This window comes from Rhodopseudomonas sp. G2_2311 (assembly GCF_047501505.1).
In the GTDB taxonomy this organism is placed as follows: Bacteria; Pseudomonadota; Alphaproteobacteria; order Rhizobiales; family Xanthobacteraceae; genus Rhodopseudomonas; species Rhodopseudomonas palustris_H.
Genome location: NZ_JAZDRK010000005.1, coordinates 140,330 through 164,581 on the forward strand (window position 1 = coordinate 140,330; position 24,252 = coordinate 164,581).

Here is a 24,252-nt window from a genome sequence, read left to right on the forward strand (position 1 = left end):
GATGAGCGCCCAGCCTGCATTGCGCGAACAGACCGTCTATATGCACGACCGCGCCATCGAGACGATGCCCCGGCCGCAGCTGGCGGCGCTGCAGTTCGAGCGCCTGCGCAAGATTGTCGAGCGGGCGTATCGCGACGTTCCGCACTATCGCGCCAGCTTCGATGAAGCCCGCGTCAAGCCTGCGGATTTGACCTCGCTGGCCGACCTCGCGAAGTTTCCCTTCACCAAGAAGACCGACCTCCGCGACAACTATCCGTTCGGGATGTTCGCGGTGCCGCGCAATCAGATGCCGCGCATCCATGCCTCGTCCGGCACCACCGGCAAGCCGACCGTGGTCGGTTACACCAAGACCGACCTGGACAATTGGGCCAATCTGATGGCGCGCTCGATGGTCGGCGCCGGCGCGTCGCCGGACGATATTGTCCACAACGCCTATGGCTACGGCCTGTTCACTGGCGGTCTCGGTGCTCACTATGGCGCCGAGCGGCTGGGTTGCACCGTGGTGCCGGCCTCCGGGGGTGGCACCGAACGCCAAGTGCAGCTCATCGTCGATTTCGCCGCCAATGTGCTGTGCTGCACGCCGTCCTATGCGCTGAACATCGCGGAAGTCGCCGAGCAGATGGGCATCAACCTGCGCGATGCGCCGCTGCGGGTCGGCCTGTTCGGCGCCGAGCCGTGGAGCGATGCGATGCGCCGCGATCTCGAAGCGCGCCTCGGTATCAAGGCGGTCGATGTCTATGGCCTGTCGGAAATCATGGGCCCCGGCGTCGCCTGCGAATGCCACGTTGCGCAAAATGGTCTGCACGGCTGGGAAGACCACTTCCTGTTCGAGACCATCGATCCGGAAACGCTTCAGGTGCTGCCGATGGGCTCCGTCGGCGAGCTGGTGATCACCACGCTCACCAAGGAAGCGCTGCCGATGATCCGGTATCGCACCCGCGACATCACCAGCCTGAACACCGAGCCCTGCGCCTGCGGCCGCACCCATCTGCGTATCATGCGTGTCACCGGTCGCGACGACGACATGCTGATTATCCGCGGCGTCAACGTCTATCCGTCGCAGGTGGAGTCGGTGCTGATCGGCTTCCCCGGCATCGCGCCGCACTATCAGATTGTGCTGACCCGCGAGAAGGCGCTCGACGCCATGACGGTCGAAGTCGAAGTCGCGCCCGGTGCGCCGTTCGATGACGAGGCCCGCGCCAAGAAGGCGGCGGAAGTGACGCATCACATCAAGTCGCTGATCGGCGTCACCTGCAAGGTCTCGGTGAAAGCCCCAGGCGAAGTTCCGCGCTCTCAGGGCAAGGCGGTGCGGGTCAAAGATCAGCGGAACATCTGATCGCCTGATTGCTGACCGCAATCGCGTCTTCGCGATGCAGCATAAAAGTAATCGACGCGCGCCTTGACAGGCGCGCGATGATCTAACTTTAATTAACTGATTGAGTAAGCCGTACGCGCGGTCAACGCGTAACGGAACACTCAGTCACGCCGGACCGGCAATCAATGTCGGCCGCAAAAATGTGGTTCGCCAAAGAACCACACGGGGAAGAAATGCTCGATTTCGTCCAGCAGGTGATCGGCGGGATTGCCCTCGGCTGCGTCTACGGCCTCATCGCCCTCGGCTTTGTGCTGATCTACAAGGCGACCGAAGTCGTCAATTTTGCGCAGGGCGAAATCATGATGCTCGGCGCGTTCCTGTCGTTCACCTTCATCGCCACGCTCGGGCTGAACTACTGGTTCGGCTTTCTGCTGTGTGTGGTCAGCATGGCGGTGCTCGGCGCCGCGATGGAGCGGCTGGTGGTGCGGCCGATCCTCGGCTATCCGCAATTCTCGATCGTGATGGCGACGATTGGCCTTGGCCTCGTCATCCGTTCGCTGGTCGGCATCATCTGGGGCACCGACGATCTGCGGATCGAGACGCCGTTCACCGGCGGCGTGATCCAGCTCGGTGGGCTGGTGCTGTCGCAGGACAGCCTGTCGATCATCGTCGCCACCGCGCTGCTGTGCGCCGTGCTCTACGCCTTCTTCCGCTTCACCAAAATCGGCATCGCCATGCAGGCGACGTCGCAGAACATGCTGGCCGCCTACTACATGGGCATTCCGGTGAAGCGGATGTTCTCGCTGATCTGGAGCCTGAGCGCGATCGTGGCGTGCTGCGCCGGCGTGCTGCTGGCTCCGATCACCTTCATCCACGCCAATCTCGGCTTCCTCGGCATCAAGGCGTTCCCGGCCGCGGTGCTCGGCGGATTCGGCAGCATTCCTGGCGCGCTCGCCGGCGGCATCACGATCGGCATCGTCGAGTCGCTGTCGGGCTTCTATCTGCCGGAGGGCTTCAAGGATGTCGCCGCCTATGTGGTGCTGCTCGCGGTGCTGCTGTGGCGACCACAGGGCCTGTTCGGCAGCAACGCGCTGAAGAAGGTCTGAGATGAGCGCGCATGTCCGCACCAGCTACGCGCAAAGCGAGCAGCTGTTCCCGTCGAAGAATGCTGCGTTCTGGTACGCCGTCCTGGTCGCGGCGCTGATCGCCGCGCCTTATGTGCTGGAGTCCTATTATCTCAGCCAGCTGGTGTTCGTGCTGATCTACGCCATCGTCGGCATCGCCATGAACGTGCTGTCGGGGCAGGCCGGGCAGGTCTCGATCGGCCATGCCGCCTTCATGGCGATCGGCGCCTATACGGCGGCGGTCTGCGAAAAGCATGGTCTGCCGCTGCCGGTGTATCTGGTGCTGGCCGGCGGTTTCACTGGGCTGATCGGCTATCTGGTCGGGCTGCCGGCGCTAAGGCTGCACGGCATCTACCTGGCAATCGCCACGCTGGCATTTGCTTTCATCGTCGAGGAGATCGTCACCCGCTGGGAGAGCGTCACCAACGGCAACGAGGGCCTGATGCTCGGCGCGCCGTCGCTGTTCGGGCTGAAGCTCGGCGCACAGGGATTCTATTATCTCTGCCTCGGCGTCACCGTGGTGGTGATCCTGGCGGCGATCAACATCCTTCGTTCGCCAACGGGCCGTGCGTTTCTGGCGATCCGCGACAGCGAGACTGCTGCGCGCAGCATGGGCATCGACACCGCGCGCTACAAGACCCGGGCGTTCGCAATCTCGGCCGGCTTCACCGGGCTCGCCGGTGTGCTGTACGCGCATAAGCTGTCGTTCATCAGCCCGGAAATGTTCAGCCTGTCGATGTCGATCGAGTTCGTCATGATCATCATCATCGGCGGCGTGCTCAGCCTGCGCGGCGCGGTGTTCGGCGCGATCTTCATGATTATGGTCGACCCGATCCTGATCGTGGTGAAGGACAAGGTGCCGCAACTGACCCTGGCGGCGATGCAGGGGATTGGCTTGTCGGATCAGCTCACCGACGCGATCCAGGCCGGAATCGTCCGCGTCGCCGGCGCGCCAGGGCTGAAGTCGCTGATCTTCGGTCTGATCATCATCCTGTTCATCATCTTTGAGCCGATGGGCCTCGATGGACGATGGGCGCGGGTGAAGTCGTATTTCCGGCAATTCCCGCTGTATCGGCCGACCAGCGCGCGAGCCCAGCGGATGTTCTTGAAGTCGGAGCGCAACCGGTGAGCACGTTCTTCAAGGTCGACAAGCTCACCGTCAAGTTCGGCGGCCTCACCGCGGTCGACGACGTCTCGTTCGACATCGCCGAAGGCGAGGTCTTCACCATCATCGGGCCGAACGGCGCCGGCAAGACCACGCTGTTCAACCTGATCAGTCGGCTCTACACGCCCTATGCCGGCCACATCATCTTTCGCGACGAGGACGTCACGCGGCTGTCGGCGCAGCAGATCGCCGGTCGCGGCATTGCCCGCACCTTCCAGAACATCGAGCTGTTCGAGAGTGCTTCCACGCTCGACAATCTGCTGGTCGGCCGACATCGCCATTCCACCACCTCGACCTGGCAGGACATCCTGCGTCTCAAGAAAGTCCGTGACGAGGAGATCGCGCATCGGCGCGCCGCCGAGGAGGTGATGGATGTGCTGCGCCTGCAGCGCTATCGCGACACCCCGATCGGCAGTCTGCCTTATGGCGTTCGCAAGGTGATCGAGGTGGCCCGCGCACTGTGCGTCGGACCGAAGCTGCTGCTGCTCGACGAGCCGTCGTCGGGCCTCAACGTCGAGGAGACCAACGCGATGGCGGAGTGGATCCTCGAGATCAATAGCCGGCTCGGCATCACCGTGCTGATGGTCGAGCACGACATGTCGCTGGTCAGCCGCGTCTCCGACCGCGTGCTGGCGCTGAACTACGGGCGGATGATGGCGCTCGGCACCTCTGACGAGGTGCAGAACCATCCCGACGTCGTCGCCGCCTATCTGGGAGCCTGATCGCATGAGCGCCCAGCCGATTCTGCGCCTTGCCAATATCGAAAGCTGCTACGGCCCGATCACCGCGATCCGCGGCATCACCCTCGATCTGATGCGCGGCCAGATCGTCGCGGTGCTCGGCGCCAACGGCGCCGGCAAGACCAGCATCCTGAAGACGATCTCGGGCGTGCTCGATCCGCTGAAGGGCACGGTGGAGTTCGAAGGCCGCAAGATCCAGTCGATGGAGCCGGACAAGGTGGTGCGGCTCGGCATTAGCCACGTGCCGGAGGGGCGCGAGATCTTCCCGTTCCTCAGCGTCCGCGACAACCTCAAGATGGGCGCCTATATCCGCACCGATCAGCACGAGGTCGCCGCCGACATCGAGAAGGCGTTCAACTATTTCCCGGTGCTGCGCGAGCGCCAGGATCAGCTCGCCGGGCAGCTTTCCGGCGGCCAGCAGCAGATGCTCGCGATCAGCCGCGCGCTGATGGCGCGGCCCAAGGTCCTGCTGCTCGACGAGCCGTCGCTCGGTCTGTCGCCGCTGTTGGTCAAGGAGATCTTCGCGATCATTCGGCGGCTCAATGCCGAGGAGGGCGTCTCGATCCTGCTGGTCGAGCAGAACGCGCGGATGGCGCTGGAGACCGCACACTATGGCTATGTGCTCGAGGTCGGCCGGGTAGTGAAGCACGACACCTGCGCCAACCTGATGCAATCGGATCAGATCCGGGAATTCTATCTCGGCCACGGACAGAGCGGACATGGCAAGCGGCACTGACACGACCACGCTGGCGGGCCGCGTCATCGCGGCGCTGCGCCAGCACGGCGATGCCCCGGTGCTGCGCTGGAAGCGCTACGGGCTGTGGCAGCCGGTCGGCGGCCGCCAGTTCGCGGATCGCATCGAGGCGATCGCCGCCGGCCTGCGCGCTCAAGGCGTCGGCCCCGGTTCGGTCGGCGCGGTGATCGGCGACAATTGTTACGAGTGGGTGCTGGCGGATCTCGCGATCGGCGCGGCCGGCGGTGTCTCAGCCGGGCTCGATCCGCATGGCGACGCCGATGATCTCGCGCGCGTGCTCGGCGACTGCAAGGCCAGCGTATTGTTCGTCGCCGGCGACGACCAACTGCACAAAGCGCTCCGCGTCCGCGAACGCTGCCCGTCGCTCCGGCGCGTCGTCGCGATGCATCAGCAGTGGGACGATGGCGCCGGTGATCCTTGCGTGATTCCGCTGTCGGCGCTCGAAGCGGCGGGACGGGACGGCGCCTCGGGAGCGGCGGGACGCGAGGCTGCGATTATCTACACCTCCGGCGGCACTGGCCCGGTTCGCGGTGCGATCCTCGGCCATGATGCGGTGATCGCGCAGGCCGAACGCGCGATGCAGGTGCTGGGATTGCGTGCCAGCGACGAGCGGCTGTCGCTCACGCCGCTGCATCATGTGCTGGAGCGCGTGGTCGGCATCTACGCCTCGCTGCTCGCCGGCACGGTGGTCAATTTTCCGGAAAGTCCGGACACGGCGTTGGCCGATCTTGCCGAACTACAGCCGACCATCGTGCAGGCCTCGCCGCAGCTATACGCCAGGCTGCACGCCGGCATCCTGCTGGCGATCGGCGAAACGACGAAGTTTCAGCACTGGGCGTGCCGCATCGCGTTTGCCCATGGCCGCGACGGCTCGCCGCTGCGCATGATCACCGATACCTTGGTGCTCGCACCGATTCGGCGGCGGCTCGGCCTTGGCCGCGCACGGTTGTGCCTGTCGAGCGGGGCGGCGCTGCGGCCCGATGTTGCCGATTGGTTCGCCGCGCTTGGCCGGCCGCTGACGGATATCTATGGCCATGCTGAAGCCGGCGGCGCCGTGCGGATTGCCGATCATCACGCGATGGAGTGGAAGCTCGGCGACCATGACGAACTCTGGCTGCGCGGCGACGCACTGTTCCTCGGCTATGCGGGCGACACCACGCCTGTCCTACATCGCGACGGATGGTGGCACACCGGTGACATCGCCCGCCGTGAGAGCGCGGATCGTTACGCTATCGTCGGCCGGCTCGACGACGTGCTGCAGCGGGGCAGCGAACGCGTGCTGCCGTTCGCCGCCGAGCAGGAGCTCAGCGCCTCGCCCTATATCGCCGACGCCTTCGTGCATCTCGACCGCGACGGCCGCGCGGTTGCGAAGGTGCTGCTCGATGGCGACCACGCGGTTCGCTACGCGCAGGACCGCGGCATTCCGTTCACGCATTTCCAGAGCCTGTGCCAGGCCGACGAAATCCGCGCGCTGGTGGGTTCGGCGATCGCCGACGTCAATCGCCGCCACGCCGCGATCCGGATCGAGCGCTTCACGCTGATCGAGCGGGCGTTGCGTCCGGGGGATGCCGAACTGGCGCCATCGGGAACGATGCGGCGGCATCTTTTGAAAGGTGACGACGGCGACCTCGTGGAAGAGCGACGGTCGGCCGCCAGCGCGCATTAGCCATCAACCAACGAAACAACAAAGAGGGAGCGAAACCATGAAGTCCAGCACTCTGCCGATGCTCGCCGCCGCGGCGCTGATCGGCCTCGGCGCCCAGCCCGCCCTCGCGCAGTTCAAGACTCAAGGCGTCACGGACAGTGAGATTGTGATCGGCACCCATATGGACCTCAGCGGGCCGCTGAAGGCCTGGGGTGTACCGGCCACCAATGGCATGAAGCTGGCGATCGCGCAGATCAACGACGCCGGCGGCATCAACGGCCGCAAGATTCGCCTCGTCAACGAGGACGACGGCTACGATCCGAAGAAAGCGGTGCTGATCACCCAGAAACTGATCGAACTCGACAAGGTGTTCGCGATCGTATCGGCAATGGGCTCCGCCACCACGCTGGCGCCGATGCCGCTGGTGCAGTCGGCCGGCATGCTGCACCTGTTTCCGATCACCGCCGCCGAGTTCACCTTCAAGATGGACCCGGCGAAGCCTGAGGATCGGCTGAAGTTCAACATGTTCAGCCCGTATTACGACACGATGCGGCTCGGCATCAAATACGTCATCGAGAACACCAAACCGAAGAAGCCCTGCATCGTCTATCAGGACGACGAGATGGGTAAGAATTTCACCGACGCCTACACCGACCAGCTCAAGGCGATGAACATCCCGAGCGCCACCATGGTGTCGTTCAAGCGCGGCGCCACCGACTTCAACTCCCAGGTCGCGCGGATGAAGGCTGACGGCTGTGACATGGTGGCGCTCGGCTCGGTGGTGCGCGAGTCGGTCGGAATCACCACGGCGGCGCAGAAGCTCGGCTGGAAGCCGACCTTCGTGGTGTCGTCGCCGAGCTACGTGCCGGATTTTCCGCAACTCGGCAAGGAAACCACCGAAGGCATCTATGGCGTCGGTCAGACCGAGATCTTTTACGCCGACACCGCCACCGGCGAGGTCAAGAAGTTCATCGAGGACTACAAGAAGATGTTCGGCATCGACGCCAACCAGCAGTCGACCGCCGGCTACAACGGCGTGATGGTGTTCGCGCATTTCGCCAAGAAGGCCGGCAAGTCCCTCACCACCGAGTCGCTGATGACCGCGCTGGAATCCGGCGAGACCTTCGATGACATTTTCGGCGGCGCCCCGATCAGCTTCTCCAAGGACAACCACCTCGGCGTCTCGGCGGCGGTGATCGGCCAGATCAAGGACGGCCGCTGGACGACGATCGCCAAGAACCAGTCCTACAAGACCGAGAAATAATCTCGGCACATTGCCTCAAACGCAAATGCCCGGCTCGGGCCGGGCATTTTTCTTTGGGATTGGCAGATATCAATCGCTTTCCTCGTCATTGCGAAGAGCGAAGCGACGAAGAATCCAGCGTCGTGTACGGAGCCTCGATTGCTTCGCTTCGCTCGCAACGACGACGGTTGTGGTTCCCTACAACCCCAGTACCAGCTTGCTGATGATGTCGCGTTGGATCTCGGAGGTGCCGCCGAAGATGGTGTAGGCGCGGCCGTTGAGATGGGTCGGCATCACGGCGAGTTCGTCTTCTGGAATCGCCGGCGGGGCGTTGAGGCGGTGCAGCGGACGGGTCGGTTCGACATAGAGGCCGTCATTGCCGATCACGTCGACCGCGAGCCGGCTCACTGCCTGGTAGATCTCGCTGGTCCGCAGCTTCAGGATCGACGACACCGCGCCGGGGTTCTGGCCGTTCTGCAGCGCGGAGAGCACACGCAGCTCGGTCATTTCCAGCGCATCGATATCGACCTCGGCCTCCGACATCCGGATCGCGATGTCGGGATCCTCGATTGCCCGTCCGGTCGCGTCCGACTCGGCGAACGCCGCCGCCCGGTGCAGCGCCTTGCGGAGCTTCGCCGAGGCGATGCCGGAGCCGCGCTCGAATTCCAAGAGATACTTGCCGTAGGTCCAGCCCTTGCCTTCCTCGCCGACCAGGTTCGACGCCGGAATCCGGACGTCGTCGAAGAACACCTGATTGACCTCGTGGTCGCCGCCGATCGTCAGGATCGGCCGGATGGTGATGCCGGGGCTCTTCATGTCGATCAGCACGAAGCTGATGCCGTCCTGCTGCCGTGGCTCGTCGCTGGTGCGCACCAGCGCGAACATCATGTTGGCGTTGTGCGCGTGGGTGGTCCAGATCTTGGTGCCGTTGATGATGTACTCGTCGCCGTCGCGGACCGCACGGGTCTTCAACGACGACAGGTCCGAGCCCGAGCCGGGCTCGGAATAACCCTGGCACCAATAGTCCTCGCAGGACAGGATTCGCGGCAGGAAGTAGTTCTTCTGCTCCGGCGAGCCGAAGCCGATGATCACCGGCCCGACCATCTTGACGCCCATCGGCGTCGGCGTGGGCACGCCGGCATGGGCGCATTCGGTCTCGAAAATCCAGCGCTGCGCCGGCGTCCAGCCGGGGCCGCCATATTCGACCGGCCAGCCAGGTGCGCCCCAGCCCTTGGCGTTGAGGGCGCGCTGCCACGGCACGCCGGCCTCCGGCTCGGAGAACACCGAAGCGTTGAGTGATTCCGCCCGCTTCATGTCGGGTGTCAGATTGGCCGCGATGAAGTCGCGCACTTCCTGCTGGAAGGCGAGCTCGGCGTCGCCGAAGGTCATGTCCATGTCGATGCCTCGCTTTTGTTAGATCGGCCGGCCGCTGAGCACGGCGTGGCGGCGATAATGGTGGGTGCTGCCGCCGAACAGGGTTTCGAACGCCAGCAGGCGTTTGAAGTAGGCGCCGACGTCGAGCTCCTCGGTGACGCCCATGCCGCCGTGAAGCTGCACGGACTGCTCAGCGACGAAGCGCGCACCTTTGCCGATCTTGGCCTTGGCGCCGGAACAGGCACGGCCGCGGTCGGCAGCGTCCGCCTCGGCCTTCAGCGCGGCACGCAGCGCCATCGAACGGGCTTCGTCGACCTGCACCGACATGTCGGTGAGGCGATGCCGCACCACCTGATTGGCGGCGAGCGGACGGCCGAACTGCTTGCGAACCTTGGTATAGTCGAGCGTCTTGTCGGTCAGCGTCTGCATCATGCCGACCGCTTCGGCCGACATCGCGGCGAGGGCGCGATCGACCACCGCCTCGACCGCCGGATAGGCGTCGACATCGGCGCCGAGCATCGCGTCGGCTGGCACGCGCACATTCTCCAGCGTCAGATTGCACGCCCGTCCGCCGCCGAGCCGCGGATAGTCGGCGAGTGTCAGCCCGGCCGCATCACGCGGCACCAGGAACAGCCGCAGCGAGCCGCTGCCGTTGTTGGCCAGCCGCGCCGACACGATCAGCTGATCGGCCGATGCGCCGTCCAGCACGGCGAGCTTGGCGCCGTCGAGCACGTAAGCGTCGCTGTCCTTGCGGGCGGTGGTATCGACACGCGACAGATCCGCACGCGCCGCGCGTTCGGCATGCGCGAAGGCGAGCCGCAGCGTGCCGTCCGCGACCTTCGGCAGCAGCGCCGCCTTCTGCTCGTCGCGGCCGTGTTCGGCGACGAGGCCGGCGCCGAGCACTACGGTCGACAGATACGGCTCGCTGACGAGGCCGCGTCCGAACGCTTCCATCAGGATTCCGACTTCGATCGCGCCGCCGCCGATGCCGCCATGGGCTTCCGGTAGCGGCAGCGCCAGCCAGCCGAGATCGGCGAACTGCTTCCAGATCGTTTCGCTGAAGCCGAACGGCTCCTTGGCGTTCTGTTCGCGCAGCTTGATGGTGTAGGTCTCGGCGATGAAGCGGTCGGCGCTTTCGCGCAGCAGCCGCTGTTCGTCACTCGGCGTGAGATCCATCGCTTACACCTTCACCTGTTTGCGCACCGACGGATGCAGTCCCGACGGATCGACGATCATTCCAAACTCCTGCAGATTGTGAGCGTGACAAAGCTGATGCAGCGCGAACGCCTGATCGATCGCGGCCGGTTGACCCTGGATATCCACCGAGCGATTGACCGCTTCCTTGGTCATCTTGAGCGCGAAGCTCGGCTTGGCAGCGATGCGCTGCGCAAGCGCCATGGTGAAGGCGGATAGTTCGGCGGCGGGCACCACGTGATTGACCATGCCGAGCTGGTGGGCCTCTTGTGCGCTCCAGCTATCGGCGGTGAACAAGAGCTCCTTGGCCTTGCGCGGCCCGAGCTCCCAGGGATGCACGAACCATTCGACGCCGCACACGCCCATCGTCACCACCGGATCGCAGAACTCCGCATTGTCCGATGCGACGATCAGGTCGCAGGCCCAAGCCAGCATCAGCCCGCCGGCGATGCATTTGCCGTGCACTTCCGCGATTGTCGGTTTGGCGAGATTGCGCCAGCGCCGGGTGATCTGCAGATAGATCTCCTGCTCGCGCGCCATCCGTCCGTGCGCGCCAGGCTCGCGAAAGCCGCCCCAGGCGCCGACCGGCGGAAAGTCGATGCCGGCTTCGTTCTTGGTGGTGGCGCGCAGATCGTGGCCGGCGGAGAAGTGCGGACCCGCGCCTGCCAAGATGATCACCTTGACGGTGTCGTCCTGCACCGCGTCGTCGAACGCGGCGTTGAGGTCGTAGGTCATCTGCAGATTCTGCGCGTTGCGCGCGTCGGGACGGTTCATCACGATTCGTGCGACCGCCGGATCCGGTCGCTCGACCAGGATCGTCTCGTAGGAGCTCATCCTTCCTCCCGTTTCTTGTTGTCTCGGCTTATGGCGCCGGTTGTGTTCCGCGGAGTGTGGCAGGTCGCGCGCGCGACTGCAAACGGCTTCTCTGCCGCAGCTGCCGAGGAATTCCGTGCCGCGGAGCGCTGTGGTGAAGGCCGTCGGCGTGCGCCGCGAAGTTCCGGAAGCCAGCCGCTTTGAGCCAGAACAAACCGCGTCCGCCGCGATTATGCGATGGCCGTCGGGCAGGGGAGCGGAGGGGCCAGAATTGATTTCGGGCGGCCGGCGATCCATGCGATAGCTCGCGGCCCCGCGCCGAACGTCTTTGCCTGTCGAAAGTGGATGATGCCGCCGTTTCGCGTCCCGCCGATGATCCGCAATCTCGTCCGTGCCGGCGCGCTCGGCGCCGTGGCCGCGCTGCTGCTCGGCAGCGCCGCGCATGCCGCCGCCGACATCGCCAGCCTGCCGCACGACCTGTCGCCGTGGGGCATGTTCAAAAACGCCGACATCGTCGTGAAGGTGGTGATGGCCGGCCTGGCGCTGGCGTCGCTGGCGACCTGGACGGTGTGGCTGTCGAAGACCGTCGAGCTGCGGCGCGAAACCGCACGCGCCCGCGACGGCCTTGCCAAACTCGAAACCGATACGACTCTGGCCGAACTCGGCCGCAGCAGCGAGGGCGCGCACGACGCGGTCTCGCAACTGATTCAGACCGCCGCGCGCGAAGGCAGCCTATCGGGCTGGACCTTTGATGCCGACTTCAAGGACCGGGTCGCGCTGCGGCTGGAGCGCGTCGAGGCGGCGATGGCGCGCAAGATCGCCGGCGGCACCGGCATTCTCGCCACCATCGGCGCGGTGGCGCCGTTCGTCGGCCTGTTCGGCACGGTGTGGGGCATCATGAATGCCTTCATCGGCATCTCCGAAGCGCACACCACCAATCTGGCGGTGGTGGCGCCGGGCATTGCCGAGGCGCTGCTTGCCACCGCGCTCGGCCTTGTCGCCGCAGTGCCGGCGGTGGTGATCTACAACTACCTCGTCCGTGCCATTGCGGCGTATCGGGCGCTGCTCGGCGATGCGTCGGCGCAGGTGCTGCTGCTGGTCAGCCGCGATCGCGGCCGCTCGGCGCGGCAGATGCGGGCAGGGTGAGGCGATGGGCGTGCGGCTCGGCGGACGACGACTCGCGGCGGAGGACGACCTCGAGATCGCGCACGAGATCAACGTCACGCCGTTCATCGATGTGATGCTGGTGCTGCTGATCATCTTCATGGTCGCCGCACCGCTCGCCACCGTCGATATCGGCGTCGATCTACCGGCCTCGACCGCAGCGCCGCAGCCGCGCCCGGACAAGCCGGTGTATCTGTCGGTGCAACCGGATCTGACGCTCGCGGTCGGGGAGACGATCGTGGCGCGTGACGCGCTGTCCTCCGCGCTGCAGAGCGCGACGAACGGCAATAAGGACGAGCGGATCTTCGTGCGTGCCGACAAGGCGGTGGCTTACGGCGAGCTGATGGCGGTGATGAACCTGCTGCGCGACGCCGGCTATCTCAAGGTCGCGCTGGTCGGACTCGACGGCCGGGATCAGCCATGAACGACTACGTGCTGCACGAGACGCCCGGCCGCGGCCGCAGCCAATGGCTGCTGTCGGCGACCGCGATCGTCATGGCACATTTCGGTCTGATCGCCGCAGCGGTTGCCTGGTATCAGCAGTCGCCGTCGCCTGGCGTGGTGATGCCGGCGATCCTGGTCGACATGGCGCCGAGCTCCGCGGCGCCCACGCTGCAGCCGCAGGATCTCGCGCCGGGACCCGAGATGCAGGAAGCGCCGAAGCCACAGGACGAGGCCAAACAGCCGCCTCCGGCACCGGCACCCGAAGCGCCGCAGCAATTCGCGGCGCAACAGCCTGCCCCCCCCGCGCCGGTGTTGCCGCAATCGGAGGTCGTGCTGCCGCAGCCGCCCGCTGCGGTCGAACCTGCCCGGCGCGACGACGCAAAGCCGAAGCGTGAGGAGGTCAGGCGCGAACGGGCGAAGCGCGATGATACCAAGCGCGACGAGGCCAAGGCCAAGCCGCATGTGCATCCGCCGGCGCCGCGCACCACTGCGGCGCCGAAGGCCGAGCGTCAGGCGGCGCTCGCTGCCGCGGCGAACGCCGGGCAGGCTGCTGCCGCCGCGGCACTGCCGTCGTATCGCGACCGGCTGGCTGCGCATCTCGCCCGTTACAAGCAATATCCGACCGCGTCGCGAGCGGCGCGCGAGCAGGGCACGGCGATGCTGTCGTTCACCGTCGGCCGCGGCGGACAGGTGCTCGGCAGCCGGCTCGCCCGCACCTCCGGCTTTTCGGCGCTCGATGCCGAAACCATGGCGATGATCCGCCGCGCCCAGCCGCTGCCGCCGTTTCCGAGCGAGATCACCCAGTCGTCGCTGAGCTTCACCGTTCCGGTGCGATTCTCGCTGCAGTGAGTGAGCGCGCCGGCCGGCGTCACGCTTGCCCGTGCGCCGCCTTCACCGCGGCCCGATCGACAGCCCCCTTGGCGTCCTTCGGCAGTGCTTCGACGAAAACCACGTGCTTCGGCTTCTTGTAGCGTGCGATCAGCGAGGCGACGAATTCCGCGAGGGCATCGGCGGTGATGCTCTCACCCGGCTTGCAGACACACACCGCCTTGATGGCTTCGCTCCATTGCGGATCGGGCACGCCGATCACCACCGCCTCGGCGATCGCCGGATGCTGCTTCAGCGCGCCTTCGACCTCGGCCGGATAGACGTTCTCGCCACCGGTCTTGATCAGCTCCTTCTCGGGAGCACGGCCGGCGTAGAACAAGTAACCGTCGGCATCGAACCGGCCCATGTCGCCGGTGTGATGCCAGCCGTTGCGGAACGCGTGCTGGGTGGCGGCCGCGTTATTCCAATAGCCTTTGAACACCGTCGGGCCACGCAGCACGATCTCGCCGACTTCGCCCGGCGGCAGCGGCCGGTCCTCGGCGTCGACCACTGCGACGGTGCGCCAGAACAGCGGCCGCCCGGCGGATTTCGGCCGGTCGCGATATGGCGCGAACGTTGACAGGCCAGAGGTTTCGGACTGGCCGAACGTGGCCCAGAACGTCGCGTTGGGGCATGTGGCTTCGAACCGTTCGATCGTCTCCGGTGTGTCGAGCCCGGTCACCGCGCGCAGGCTGGCGAGCTGCCCCGGCTGCGCCTGATCGAGAATGTTGCCGAGCATCGGGGCGAACTCGGCCATCACTGTCACCTTGTGAGTTTCGATGTCGCGCGCCGTTTGCGCCGGGTCGAACTTCGCCGCGATCACGCTCGCGCCGCCGGCCTGTTGCAGCGTCAGCATCAGGCCGAGCCCGGTGACATGAAACAGCGGCAGCATGCCGAGATTGACGTCGGCTTCGCTCAGTCGCCAGGCGTCGACCAACGAGCTTTGCGCGATCAGGAGATTGCCTTGCGAGATCAACGCGCCGCGCGGCCGGCCGCCGACCGCAGCGGTGTGGATGATGACGAAGCCGTCGGCGGCGCCGAACTCCGGCGCGTTGAGCGGCGCGTCCGAGGCAAGATCCTTGAACGACGTGAACGGCCCGCCGGCGTCGCCGATCGCGTAGGCCTTCTTGACGCCGCCGAGCGACGGCAGCACCCCGGCAACGATGTCGCGATAATCGGTGCCGGCCACCACCACGCTGGGCGCGCCGTCGCCGAGCACGAACGCGATCTCGTCGGCATTCAATCGATAGTTCACCGGCAGCAGGATCGCGCCGATGAGCGCCACCGCGCCGATCAGTTCGACCATCTCGATGCAGTTCTGTGACAAGATCGCCACGCGGTCGCCGGGCTGCACGCCGTCGCGCAGCAGCCCGCTGGCCAGCCGCTCGGCCCGCGCCAGATAGTCGCGGTGGCTGAGGCGGACGCCGTCGACGACGAAGGCCGTGCGCTCCGGAAACAGCGCCGCGTTGCGGCGATAGACGTCGGCCAGCGTGAAGTCGTGAAGCGCCATCGTGTCCCCCCTATGCGCCCCGCGGCCAAAGGTGTGCGGCGGGTCCGGATTGCTGCGCCGCCGGTTCGCCGGCCGTTCGCGCCTCGCTTTGTAGCGAACATCGTCAGGTGGCGGAAAGCATGATCGCGCGTCCTCCACCTTACCCCGACCTCGCTACCGCTAAACACCGCATCGGGCGGCGGCTGACCGCTGAATCTCGGACTTGCAGGTGCCGGGCCGCTTCCGCTGTTGTTCCCGAATCCCCATTTGTATGAATGGATTGACGGCAAGGAACATAGCCGACCCGCCCGAGTTGGGGACGCGAGACAAGGATTGGAGGCATCTCATGGCCAACGACACACGCAGCCTGGAAGAGATTCGCCGCGACACCGAGCGCGCCCGGGCCGGCCTGACCGAGACCGTGGGCCAGCTGCGCGCCAGCGTCGCGGACACCGCCAACGAGGTGCGCGAGAAGTATTCGCCCGCGGCCATCAAGGCCGAGGTCGGCAGCTACATCAAGTCGCGCGGCGAAGAGATCGCCGACAACGTTCGCGACTCGATCCGCAACAATCCGGTGCAGGCGGTCGCGGTCGGCGCCACGCTGGCCTATCCGTTGTGGAAGGTGGCGCGTGCGATCCCGGCGCCGGTGCTGATGATTGGCGCTGGACTGTATCTCGCCGGTACCCGTTCCGGCACCGAGCTGACGCAGCGCGCATCCGACAAGGCGCGCGATCTGGCTGGTGACCTCGAACGCCGGGCCCGCGAATTCTCCGCCGATGCCGCGGACACTGCCGTTGCGGCGCGCGAATACGCTGCCGGTGCGATCGATGCCGCGAGCGATGTGGTGACCACCCGGGCCGAACAATTCCGCCAGGCTGCTACCGCGACAGCCGCCGATCTCAAACACAAGGGCGATGATCTCAGCCGCAGCATCGCGCATAGCGGCGACGATCTGCGCCGCCGCGCCACCGCGGCTGGTGAGGCATTTGCCGGGGAGGCTGATCAGCTCGCCGCACGCGGCGCTGGGCTCGCCAGTGTCGTCGCCGATACCGTGCGCGATGCTGCCGAGCAGGTCCGCGAGCGCGCCGGCGATGCGGCAACAAAGATGCGCGAGACCCTGCACGACACCCGCGACGCCGGCATGGATGCGGCGGCGCGGCTGCGCGACCAGGCGACCGATTTCAGCAACCGGGCGACCAAGACCGCAAAGCAGACGCTGACAGACCATCCGCTGCTGGTGGCTGGCGCCGGGCTACTGATCGGCGGGCTCATCGCCAGCGCATTCCCGCGTGTCCGCGCCGGCGGCAAGCGTGTCGGTCGGCAGGTTGGCGAGCGCGCCAAGGATGCGATGACGCGCGGTATGGAGAAGGGCCGGGCCGCCTATGAAGGCGCCGCGCGGGAAGCCGAACAGCAAGGATTGACCGGCGAGGACATCACCGAGAATGTTCGCGATCTCGGCCAGCGCGTTCGCAAGGTTGCCGAGGCGGCCGCTGCATCGTTCGAAGCGCCGTCGCCCTCGCAGAACAAACATTGATCGGAGACATCGGACATGGCTGAGCAGATCGTCAAAACTCCTGGCTCGACTGGCAACGCCAATGGCGGTCGCCAGCAGCCGCCGAAATCAGCAAAGAAGGATCCGCAGGACATGGCCGGAGAAATGGGAAGCGGCGGCGAGCCGGAGCGGGATCTGAAGGAGCGGATCGTGGGTCTCGCCAGCGAGTCTGCGGAAGCCGCTCGCGCTAAGGCCGAGGAGTTTGCCGAGACCGCGCGCGACTTTGCAGCCGAAGCCGGCGAATCGCTCAAGCGTCGCGCATACGAGGAGAAACAGGCCGGCGCCGACTATGTCGCGAATATCGCGGATGCCATCCGCCGCGCCTCGCGCGAGTTCGACAACGATCTGCCGATCGCCGGCGTGTACATGCGTAAGGCAGCCTCCAAGGTCGAAGACATCTCCGACACGGTGCAGCGCGGCGATCTGTCGGACCTGATCCATGGGGTGCAGGATTTTGCCCGCCGGCAGCCGACTGTGTTTCTCGGTCTGGCGGTGCTTGCCGGCTTCGGCGCGGTCCGCTTCCTGAAGAGCTCGAGCGGCGGACGTGACAGCCGCGTCGTCGATGCCGAGCCCAACCGGAGCTTCGATGATGACCGCGCCGAATAACAACCGTTCGATTCCGGACCTGTTCGGCGACGCTTTCACGCAGTTCGCCAAGCTTATCAGCAACGAGTTCGAGCTGGCGCGGGCGGAAATGTCCGACAAGCTTGGCCAAGTCGGCCGCGCCGCCGCCATGATCGGCGCCGGCGCCGTGATCTTGATTCCGGGGTTGGTAGTGTTGTTGATGGCCGCTGCCGCGGCGCTGGTCGAGCACGGTTTTTCCAGCTCGGTCGCGTATCTGATCGTCGGCGGCTGCACCACCGGCATCGCGGCGGCGCTGATCGGCTTCGGCGCCAACCGGTTGTCGCCCGAAACGTTGAAACCTCAAATGACCATCGAGCAATTGCAACGCGACAAGGAAGCGGCCGGGGAGATGATCCGATGACCAAGAAGGATGGCTTGCCTTTGATCAGCGATCTTGGCGATGCAATGCGCCGCAACCCCGTCTCGACCGCACTGATTGGCATGGGGCTGCTGTGGCTGTTCACCGGCGACCGCGCCAAGGCCAGCGCCGAGCGGATCGTGCGCCGCACCGGCCTCGACCGCGTGCCCGACGTCGCTTCGGACGCAATGGGCCGCGTCGGCGAACGCTTTGCCGATGTGGGGGAAAAACTGTCGGATGTGCGCGACAGCGCAGCGAGTGTCGCCACTGAGACGGCACGGATGGCGCGGGAACGCGGGGCGGAGGCGTTCGATCGGGCGGCCGAGTTTGGACGTGCGATTCCTGAGACCGGCGCCGATCTGTTCGACAGCGCCAAGAGCACACTCGGCGACCTGTTCAACGAACAGCCGCTGCTGCTTGGCGCGATCGGTGTTGCGATTGGCGCGGGCATCGCCGCATCGTTGCCGGCGACTGAGACCGAGCGTGAACTGTTCGGTGACACCAGCGATGAAGTGATGGCGCAGGCGCGCGACTACGCGCGGCAGCAGGCTGCACGAGCCAGCGAAATGGCGCGTGATGTCGCCGGTGCGGCCGCGGAAGAAGCCCGCCGCCAGGGCCTGACGCCGGAAGCCGCGATGGCAGCGGTTCGCGAAGTCGGCGAGAAGGCCAAGCGCGTCGCCGAAGCCGCTGAAGACAACGTCCGGCTGGAGTGATGGCGATGGCCGACGACAAGGCGCCTGACGATCGCCCCGGCGACGCAATGAAGAGCGGCACGCGCGAGCCTTGGAAAAAGCCGGGGCAAAGCTCGCAAGTCGATGACCAGAACCCGCCAGACAAGCCGGATCTGGAGCGTTGGCAAGAGTCCAATACGCACTAATCCAAGTTCACTCCAAGTCTCATCCTGAAGCATCCGACATGAACGCGGAGCCGAGCCTCGCTGTGCGCCGACGGTGGCGCGCGACTCCTAGGAGCGCCCCGGCAGAGCCGCGTCTTGACTTCACCTCCCCATGGCAGGTGCTGCGCGCCGAGTGGAAGCCGATCGCGCTCGGCACTTACCGGCGGATCGGCGATGACCGGCTGCCGCTGGTCGCCGCCGGAGTGGTGTTCTACTGGCTGCTTGCGCTGTTTCCCGCCATCACCGCGCTGGTGTCGTCCTACGCGCTGTTCACCGACGGGGGGACGATCCGAGGCCACCTCGCGCAGCTCGCCGCGATCGTCCCCGCCGGCACCTACTCGGTGATCGAGGATCAGGTCGGACGGGTGCTGGCTAACGGCCAGACTAAGCTCGGATTCGCCTTCCTGGTCAGCCTGTCGCTGGCGCTATGGAGCGCCAACGGCGGCGTCAAGGCGATCATCGACGCGCTGAATGCAGTGTATGACGTCGACGAGCAGCGCGGCTTCTTCAAGCTCAATGGGTTCTCGCTGCTGTTCACGCTCGGCGCGCTTGGCGCGGTGCTGGCAGCCATTGGCCTCGTGATCGCGGCGCCGATCGTGCTGGCGCGGATCGGGCTCGGCAGCCTGGTTGCGGTGGTGGTCGATGTCGGGCGCTGGCCGGTGCTGGCGGCGTTGACCTTCGGTGGCCTCGCTTTGTTGTATCGCACCGCGGCTGACCGCGCGGCGCCGCCGTGGCGCTGGGTGGTGCCGGGCAGCGCAGTCGCGACGCTGAGCTGGCTCGCCGGTTCGGCCGCGCTGTCCTACTACTTGGCCAATTTCGCCGACTACAACGCGACCTATGGCTCACTCGGCGCCGCGATCGGCCTGATGATCTGGATGTGGATGACCGCGATCGTCGTGCTGGCCGGCGGTGAACTCAATGCCGAGATCGAAGCCCGCGCAGGCCGGCTCGGACGCACCGAGCCAAACAGCTAGTCTCGGCGGCTCGCATTGGTGGCGATCGCCGCCGCGGCGGTGCGGTTTTCGACGCCGAGCTTGGCGTAGATCTGCTCGAGGTGCTTGTCGACAGTGCGCGGACTGAGCCCCAGGATCTGCGCGATGTCGCGGTTGGTCTTGCCCTTGCTCAGCCACGCCAACACTTCGCTTTCCCGGCTGGTGAGGCCGAACTCCGCCGAGAACTGAGCCGGCGCTTCGGTCGCGGTGTCGCGGCCCAGCCGAAGCAGGAATTCGTTGGGCCCGAGCTTGCCCATATATTGCAGCCGCAGCTCGTCATTGCGCAGCATCGAGGATTTCATCGGCATCTTCGGCTGGGCGAGGCCGGTGTGTACCTGCTCCAGCCATTCGAGCCACGGCTTCGGCAGATCGAGGCGCAAGCCATCCTCTGGCGCGCCGTCGGCGGCGAGCAGTTTCTGGGCCTGCGGCGTCGCCCACAGCACCTTGCCGAGCCGATCGACCGCGAGCAGGAAACGTCCTGAAACATCCAGCGCTGCGCGGGCGCTCTGGCTGACGCGGGCGTTGTTCAGATGCACGCGGATCCGCGCCAGCATCTCGACGATTGCGATCGGCTTGGTGACGTAATCGACGCCGCCGGCTTCCAGGCCACGGACGATGTGCTCGGACTCCGACAGTCCGGTCATGAAGATCACCGGCACGTCGGACAGACCGGGACTGCGCTTCAGCCTTCGGCAGGTCTCGAAGCCGTCCATGCCGGGCATCACCGCGTCGAGCAGAATGATGTCCGGCGTAATCTGTTCGACGATCCGCATCGCCGCGGCGCCGTCGAGCGCGACCATCACGGTCATGCCGGCGCCGTCGAGCGCGTCGGTCAGCATCCGCAGCGTCTCGGGAGAGTCGTCGACGACCAGGGCGATATCGCGCTTTTTCAAATCATTGTTCATGGCGATACAGCGTGTTCAGCGTCTTCATGTAAGAATCGAGGTCGAACTGCTCGACCATCGTTCGCATCTGCGACACGAACGCCCAAGTCTCCGGATAATCGGTGTGGATCTGATCGAGCTTGGATTCGATTCCGCGGATGTAGCCGATCTTGCCGAGCTCGATCAATTCCTCGACGTGCTGCATCGGCGGATGTTGAATCTCGGTGGCATTCTGTGCCGCGGCGCTCGCTTCGCCCTTGTAGATCCAGTCGATCTTGAGCAACTGGCCGATCAGTTCGAGTAGTCGCGGAATGTCGACCGGCTTCATCAGATAGGCGTCGTGAAACGGCTGCGACAGCAGCGTGCCGTGCGCCTCCAGCGCACTCGCGGACAGCATCAGAATGCGCGCGTTATGATGGCCGTGGGTTCGCAGCGTTTCGGCCACGGTCCAGCCGTCCATCCCGGGCATCGAGATGTCGAGCAGGAAGAGGTCGGGCTGGCAGTGCTCGGCGAGGTCGATACAGGAATAACCGTCGGTCGCCACCAGCACGATGAAGCCGAGCGGCGCCAGCGTGTCCTGCAGCAGGCCGCGCTGCGCCGGATCGTCGTCGGTTACCAGGATGGTTTTGCGGGCGCCGTGATAGCCGAGCACCGGGGCGCGGATCGAGCGGGTGCGGGTCGGATTGGTGACCTCGGACAGCAGCAGCTTGACCCGGAAGGTCGATCCTTTGCCAGGCGTCGAGGTGACAGTAAGGTCGCCGCCCATCACGCCGGCGAGCAGCTTGCTGATGGTGAGGCCGAGGCCGGTGCCGGTGTGGGGCTGCGCGGCACCGAGCGCGCCGCGCTCGAACGGCGCGAAGATGCGCTCCAGATCATCCGCATGAATGCCTGGGCCGGTGTCCCGCACTTCGAGTTCAGCCACCGGGTTGCGATAGTGCACGATGAAGTGGACGCTACCTTCCTGAGTAAACTTGATGGCGTTCGACAGCAGGTTGATCAGCACCTGCCGCAGCCGCTTCTCGTCGGCATAGACCATCGGCGGCAGATATTGCGGTCGTTTGAACACGAACTCGATGTCCTTGGCGGCGGCCTGCAGCCGGAACATGCCGACGAGCTGATCGAGGAATTCGCCGAACCGCACCTCGTCGCGCGATAGATACAGCCGGCCTGCCTCGATTTTCGAGATATCGAGCAGGCCGTCGATCAGCCCCGACAGATGATCGGCGCTGCGCCGCATCAGCCGGATCTGGTCTCGCGGCCGCGGCGGGAGGGTGTTGTCCTGTTCCAAGAGCTGCGCGTAGCCGCTGATGGCGTTGAGCGGCGACCGCAGCTCGTGGCTGAGGCCGACGACGTAGCGGCTCTTGGCGAGGTTGGCGGACTCGGCCGCTTCCTTGGCGCGCTGCAGCTCTGCGTCGGTCTGGCGGTGAGCGTCGATCTCCTGCATCAGCAGCTGGGTCTGTCGCCGCGTCTCGGCCTCGGCCGCCTGTCGGCTCAGCCGCGCCAGCACGAACAGCCAGCTCACCACGCCGACGATGATGGTGAGCGCGAAGAACAGCTTCCACAGAATCTCGGCGAGCTCGATCTGCTGCGTTTCGTTGGCGGTCGCGACCTGTAGATAGATCAGGAACAGCGACAGCCCGATCAGCCCGATCGAGACGGCGAACACGGTCAGATAGTGTCCGACCTGCGAGTTCAGCAGCGCGTAGGCCCGCTGCGGCAGCATCTTGCCGAGCGCATCGGTGAACTGCGCGTCGATCCGTGCGTGCGGCTTGCACAGGTCATGGCAGCGGGCATCGAGCGAGCAGCACAGCGAGCAGATCGGCCCCGCATAGGCCGGGCAGGATGCCATATCTTCGGCTTCGAACGAGTGCTCGCAGATACAGCACTTGATCGACTCGACGCCCTGCCAGGCCCGCTTCGGCTTGCGCGCGATATAGAACCGGCCGCCGGTGACGAAGGCGATCATCGGCGCGGTGACGAACGCGACCACCAGCGCCACGAACGGCGCCAGCGCCTTCGCGGTCGGGCCGAACACGCCATAGAACGCGCTGATCGACACCACGGTCGCGATCGTCATTGAGCCGACGCCGACCGGATTGATGTCGTAGAGGTGTGCGCGCTTGAACTCCATGTGCTTCGGCCGCAGTCCGAGCGGCCGGTTAACGACCAGATCGGACACCAGGGCGCCGACCCAGGCGATCGCGACGTTGGAGTAGAGCGCGAGCGTGTGCTCCAGAGCCTTATAGACGCCGATCTCCATCAAGAGCAGCGCCACCAGCACGTTGAACACCAGCCAGACGACGCGGCCGGGATGGCTGTGGGTCAGCCGCGAAAAGAAGTTCGACCAGGCGATCGAACCCGCATAGGCGTTGGTGACGTTGATCTTGATCTGCGACAGGATCACGAACGCGCCGGTCAGCGCCAGCACCAGGCCGGGCTGCTCCAGCACAGTGCGGAACGCCTCGAGATACATGTGCGCCGGCTCGGCTGCCTGATCCGGCGGCGCGCCGCGGCTGAGCGCGAAATAGGCCAGGAATGATCCGGCCAGCAGCTTCAGCGCGCCTGGCACGATCCAGCCCGGGCCGGCGCTGATCATCGCCACCCACCAGGCGCCCCGCGAAGCCCGGCGATCCCGGGGCAGGAAGCGCAGGAAGTCGACCTGTTCGCCGATCTGCGCCACCAGTGCGAACACGACCGAAGCCGCGGTGCCGAACAGCAGCAGATCAAGCTTGCCATCCGGGCTGCCTTGCTCGCCGGCAAAGCGTGTCCAGGCGGCGAACGACTCCGGGCTCTTCACTGCGATCGCGGCGAATGGGAGGATGTGCAGCAGAATCCAGAACGGCTGGGTCCAAAGCTGGAACCGGCTGATCAGCGTGATGCCATAAGTCACCACCGGGATGATCACCACCGCGCTGAAGAAGTAGCCGATCGGCAGCGGCAGGCCGAAGCACAGTTCCAGCGCGTTGGCGAGGATCACCGCCTCGATCGCGAAGAACAGGAAGGTGAACGAGGCATAGATCAGCGACGTGACGGTCGAGCCGATGTAGCCGAAGCCGGCGCCTCGGGTCAGCAGGTCGATATCGACGCCGCCTTTGGCCGCGTGGTACGCGATCGGCAGGCCGCAGCAGAAGATGATCACGCTGACCACCAGGATCGCCGCGGTGGCGTTGGTGACGCCATAGTTCAGCGTGATGGTGCCGCCGATCGCTTCCAGCGCCAGGAACGAAATCGCGCCGAGCGCCGTGTTGGCGACGCGGGCTGCCGACCACCGGCGCGAACTCTTGGCCGTAAAGCGAAGCGCGTAGTCTTCGAGGGTCTGGTTGGCGACCCACTGATTGTACTGGCGCCGAACGCGATCTATGCGCTGCCGCCCCGCCACGCGCTTCTCCTCATCTTTGCTCGACACTAGCGCCGATCCGCCGGCGACGTTGCCGGTTTTGCCGTCACGGCGCGCGTAATTTGTCAGCCTCGAGCTCGTTGTTACGGCACCGCGACCCGAGATCCCGCCGCGTGAAAAACCTACGTCGCGATCTTGCGATGCAACATACGTGATCTTGCGTATCGGTCCAGCCGCCGAATTCGTCGATCGTTTCCCCGACTGCACTCGCGTCCCACG

22 protein-coding genes are annotated in these 24,252 nt (G+C 65.7%); 16 read left to right on the forward strand and 6 right to left on the reverse strand.

The genetic code is table 11. The annotated features are described in order from the left end of the window. Position 1 precedes the first annotated feature (1 nt). The 7 genes from VRZ08_RS10685 (at position 2) to VRZ08_RS10715 (ending at position 8,007) form a co-directional block, all read left to right on the forward strand. The gene (locus VRZ08_RS10685) at positions 2-1,336 is read left to right on the forward strand and encodes a phenylacetate--CoA ligase family protein (RefSeq protein ID WP_414532521.1); all 1,335 of its coding nucleotides are present in this window, start codon (positions 2-4) and stop codon (positions 1,334-1,336) included. Positions 1,337-1,548: 212 nt separating this feature from the next. Beyond that, positions 1,549-2,421: a branched-chain amino acid ABC transporter permease gene (locus tag VRZ08_RS10690; RefSeq protein WP_107343381.1), complete on the forward strand. Its 873-nt coding sequence runs from the start codon at positions 1,549-1,551 to the stop codon at positions 2,419-2,421. 1 nt (position 2,422) lies between these two features. Continuing rightward, on the forward strand, positions 2,423-3,568 hold the full coding sequence (locus tag VRZ08_RS10695; protein WP_107343382.1) for a branched-chain amino acid ABC transporter permease: 1,146 nt from the start codon (positions 2,423-2,425) through the stop codon (positions 3,566-3,568). Continuing rightward, positions 3,565-4,326: an ABC transporter ATP-binding protein gene (locus VRZ08_RS10700; protein WP_264054568.1), complete on the forward strand. Its 762-nt coding sequence runs from the start codon at positions 3,565-3,567 to the stop codon at positions 4,324-4,326. The genes VRZ08_RS10695 and VRZ08_RS10700 overlap by 4 nt, the downstream gene beginning before the upstream one ends. Before the next feature lie 4 nt (positions 4,327-4,330). After that, positions 4,331-5,080 (forward strand): ABC transporter ATP-binding protein, encoded by a 750-nt coding sequence (locus VRZ08_RS10705; protein WP_414532523.1) that lies wholly within the window; start codon positions 4,331-4,333, stop codon positions 5,078-5,080. Next, a complete protein-coding gene (locus VRZ08_RS10710; RefSeq protein ID WP_414532524.1) occupies positions 5,064-6,764 on the forward strand; it encodes an AMP-binding protein in 1,701 nt (566 codons plus the stop codon). Before VRZ08_RS10705 ends, VRZ08_RS10710 begins: the two co-directional genes overlap by 17 nt. 37 nt (positions 6,765-6,801) lie before the next feature. Next, a complete protein-coding gene (locus VRZ08_RS10715) occupies positions 6,802-8,007 on the forward strand; it encodes an ABC transporter substrate-binding protein (protein WP_414532525.1) in 1,206 nt (401 codons plus the stop codon). 177 nt (positions 8,008-8,184) lie between these two features. Here the strand turns inward: VRZ08_RS10715 and VRZ08_RS10720 are convergent, their stop codons facing one another. From VRZ08_RS10720 to VRZ08_RS10730, 3 genes are read right to left on the reverse strand one after another with little or no spacing between them, the layout of a single operon-like run. Then, entirely contained in the window at positions 8,185-9,381 is a 1,197-nt protein-coding gene (locus VRZ08_RS10720; RefSeq protein ID WP_107354574.1) for an acyl-CoA dehydrogenase family protein, read from the reverse strand. 18 nt (positions 9,382-9,399) lie between these two features. After that, positions 9,400-10,536, reverse strand: a complete 1,137-nt coding sequence (locus VRZ08_RS10725) for an acyl-CoA dehydrogenase family protein (RefSeq protein WP_414532526.1) — start codon at positions 10,534-10,536, stop codon at positions 9,400-9,402. A 3-nt stretch (positions 10,537-10,539) separates the two neighbouring features. Beyond that, positions 10,540-11,388 (reverse strand): enoyl-CoA hydratase, encoded by an 849-nt coding sequence (locus VRZ08_RS10730; RefSeq protein ID WP_164573059.1) that lies wholly within the window; start codon positions 11,386-11,388, stop codon positions 10,540-10,542. Positions 11,389-11,712: 324 nt separating this feature from the next. On the opposite strand from VRZ08_RS10730, the gene exbB reads away from it, so the two are divergent. From exbB to VRZ08_RS10745, 3 genes are read left to right on the forward strand one after another with little or no spacing between them, the layout of a single operon-like run. Continuing rightward, complete coding sequence (exbB, locus tag VRZ08_RS10735) at positions 11,713-12,513, forward strand: tonB-system energizer ExbB (RefSeq protein WP_414532527.1); 801 nt, start codon at positions 11,713-11,715, stop codon at positions 12,511-12,513. 4 nt (positions 12,514-12,517) lie between these two features. Next, positions 12,518-12,955, forward strand: coding sequence for a TonB system transport protein ExbD (exbD, locus tag VRZ08_RS10740; protein WP_414532528.1), 438 nt, complete (start codon positions 12,518-12,520; stop codon positions 12,953-12,955). Further along, complete coding sequence (locus VRZ08_RS10745; protein ID WP_414532529.1) at positions 12,952-13,824, forward strand: TonB family protein; 873 nt, start codon at positions 12,952-12,954, stop codon at positions 13,822-13,824. Before exbD ends, VRZ08_RS10745 begins: the two co-directional genes overlap by 4 nt. A 19-nt stretch (positions 13,825-13,843) precedes the next feature. Here VRZ08_RS10745 and VRZ08_RS10750 read toward each other — a convergent pair whose 3' ends face one another. Next, on the reverse strand, positions 13,844-15,352 hold the full coding sequence (locus VRZ08_RS10750) for an AMP-binding protein (RefSeq protein WP_414532530.1): 1,509 nt from the start codon (positions 15,350-15,352) through the stop codon (positions 13,844-13,846). Positions 15,353-15,677: 325 nt separating this feature from the next. Here VRZ08_RS10750 and VRZ08_RS10755 point away from each other — a divergent pair, with 325 nt between their 5' ends. From VRZ08_RS10755 to VRZ08_RS10780, 6 genes are all read left to right on the forward strand, one after another. Next, on the forward strand, positions 15,678-16,865 hold the full coding sequence (locus VRZ08_RS10755; protein ID WP_414532531.1) for a hypothetical protein: 1,188 nt from the start codon (positions 15,678-15,680) through the stop codon (positions 16,863-16,865). 15 nt (positions 16,866-16,880) lie between these two features. Next, entirely contained in the window at positions 16,881-17,489 is a 609-nt protein-coding gene (locus VRZ08_RS10760) for a hypothetical protein (protein WP_107343394.1), read from the forward strand. Further along, positions 17,473-17,868 carry a phage holin family protein gene (locus tag VRZ08_RS10765; RefSeq protein WP_414532532.1) on the forward strand — a complete coding sequence of 132 codons (396 nt, stop codon included), beginning with the start codon at positions 17,473-17,475 and terminating at the stop codon, positions 17,866-17,868. Before VRZ08_RS10760 ends, VRZ08_RS10765 begins: the two co-directional genes overlap by 17 nt. Further along, positions 17,865-18,578 carry a hypothetical protein gene (locus VRZ08_RS10770; RefSeq protein WP_414532533.1) on the forward strand — a complete coding sequence of 238 codons (714 nt, stop codon included), beginning with the start codon at positions 17,865-17,867 and terminating at the stop codon, positions 18,576-18,578. The genes VRZ08_RS10765 and VRZ08_RS10770 overlap by 4 nt, the downstream gene beginning before the upstream one ends. Before the next feature lie 5 nt (positions 18,579-18,583). After that, on the forward strand, positions 18,584-18,742 hold the full coding sequence (locus tag VRZ08_RS10775; RefSeq protein WP_159059317.1) for a hypothetical protein: 159 nt from the start codon (positions 18,584-18,586) through the stop codon (positions 18,740-18,742). Between the two features lie 137 nt (positions 18,743-18,879). Further along, positions 18,880-19,734 carry a YihY/virulence factor BrkB family protein gene (locus VRZ08_RS10780; protein ID WP_414532534.1) on the forward strand — a complete coding sequence of 285 codons (855 nt, stop codon included), beginning with the start codon at positions 18,880-18,882 and terminating at the stop codon, positions 19,732-19,734. On the opposite strand, the gene VRZ08_RS10785 is transcribed toward VRZ08_RS10780, so the two are convergent. Together VRZ08_RS10785 and VRZ08_RS10790 are read right to left on the reverse strand one after the other, a co-directional pair. Then, positions 19,731-20,657, reverse strand: coding sequence for a response regulator transcription factor (locus VRZ08_RS10785; RefSeq protein WP_107354584.1), 927 nt, complete (start codon positions 20,655-20,657; stop codon positions 19,731-19,733). The genes VRZ08_RS10780 and VRZ08_RS10785 overlap by 4 nt on opposite strands. Then, complete coding sequence (locus VRZ08_RS10790; protein WP_414532553.1) at positions 20,647-24,015, reverse strand: ATP-binding protein; 3,369 nt, start codon at positions 24,013-24,015, stop codon at positions 20,647-20,649. The genes VRZ08_RS10785 and VRZ08_RS10790 overlap by 11 nt, the downstream gene beginning before the upstream one ends. Positions 24,016-24,252 lie beyond the last annotated feature (237 nt).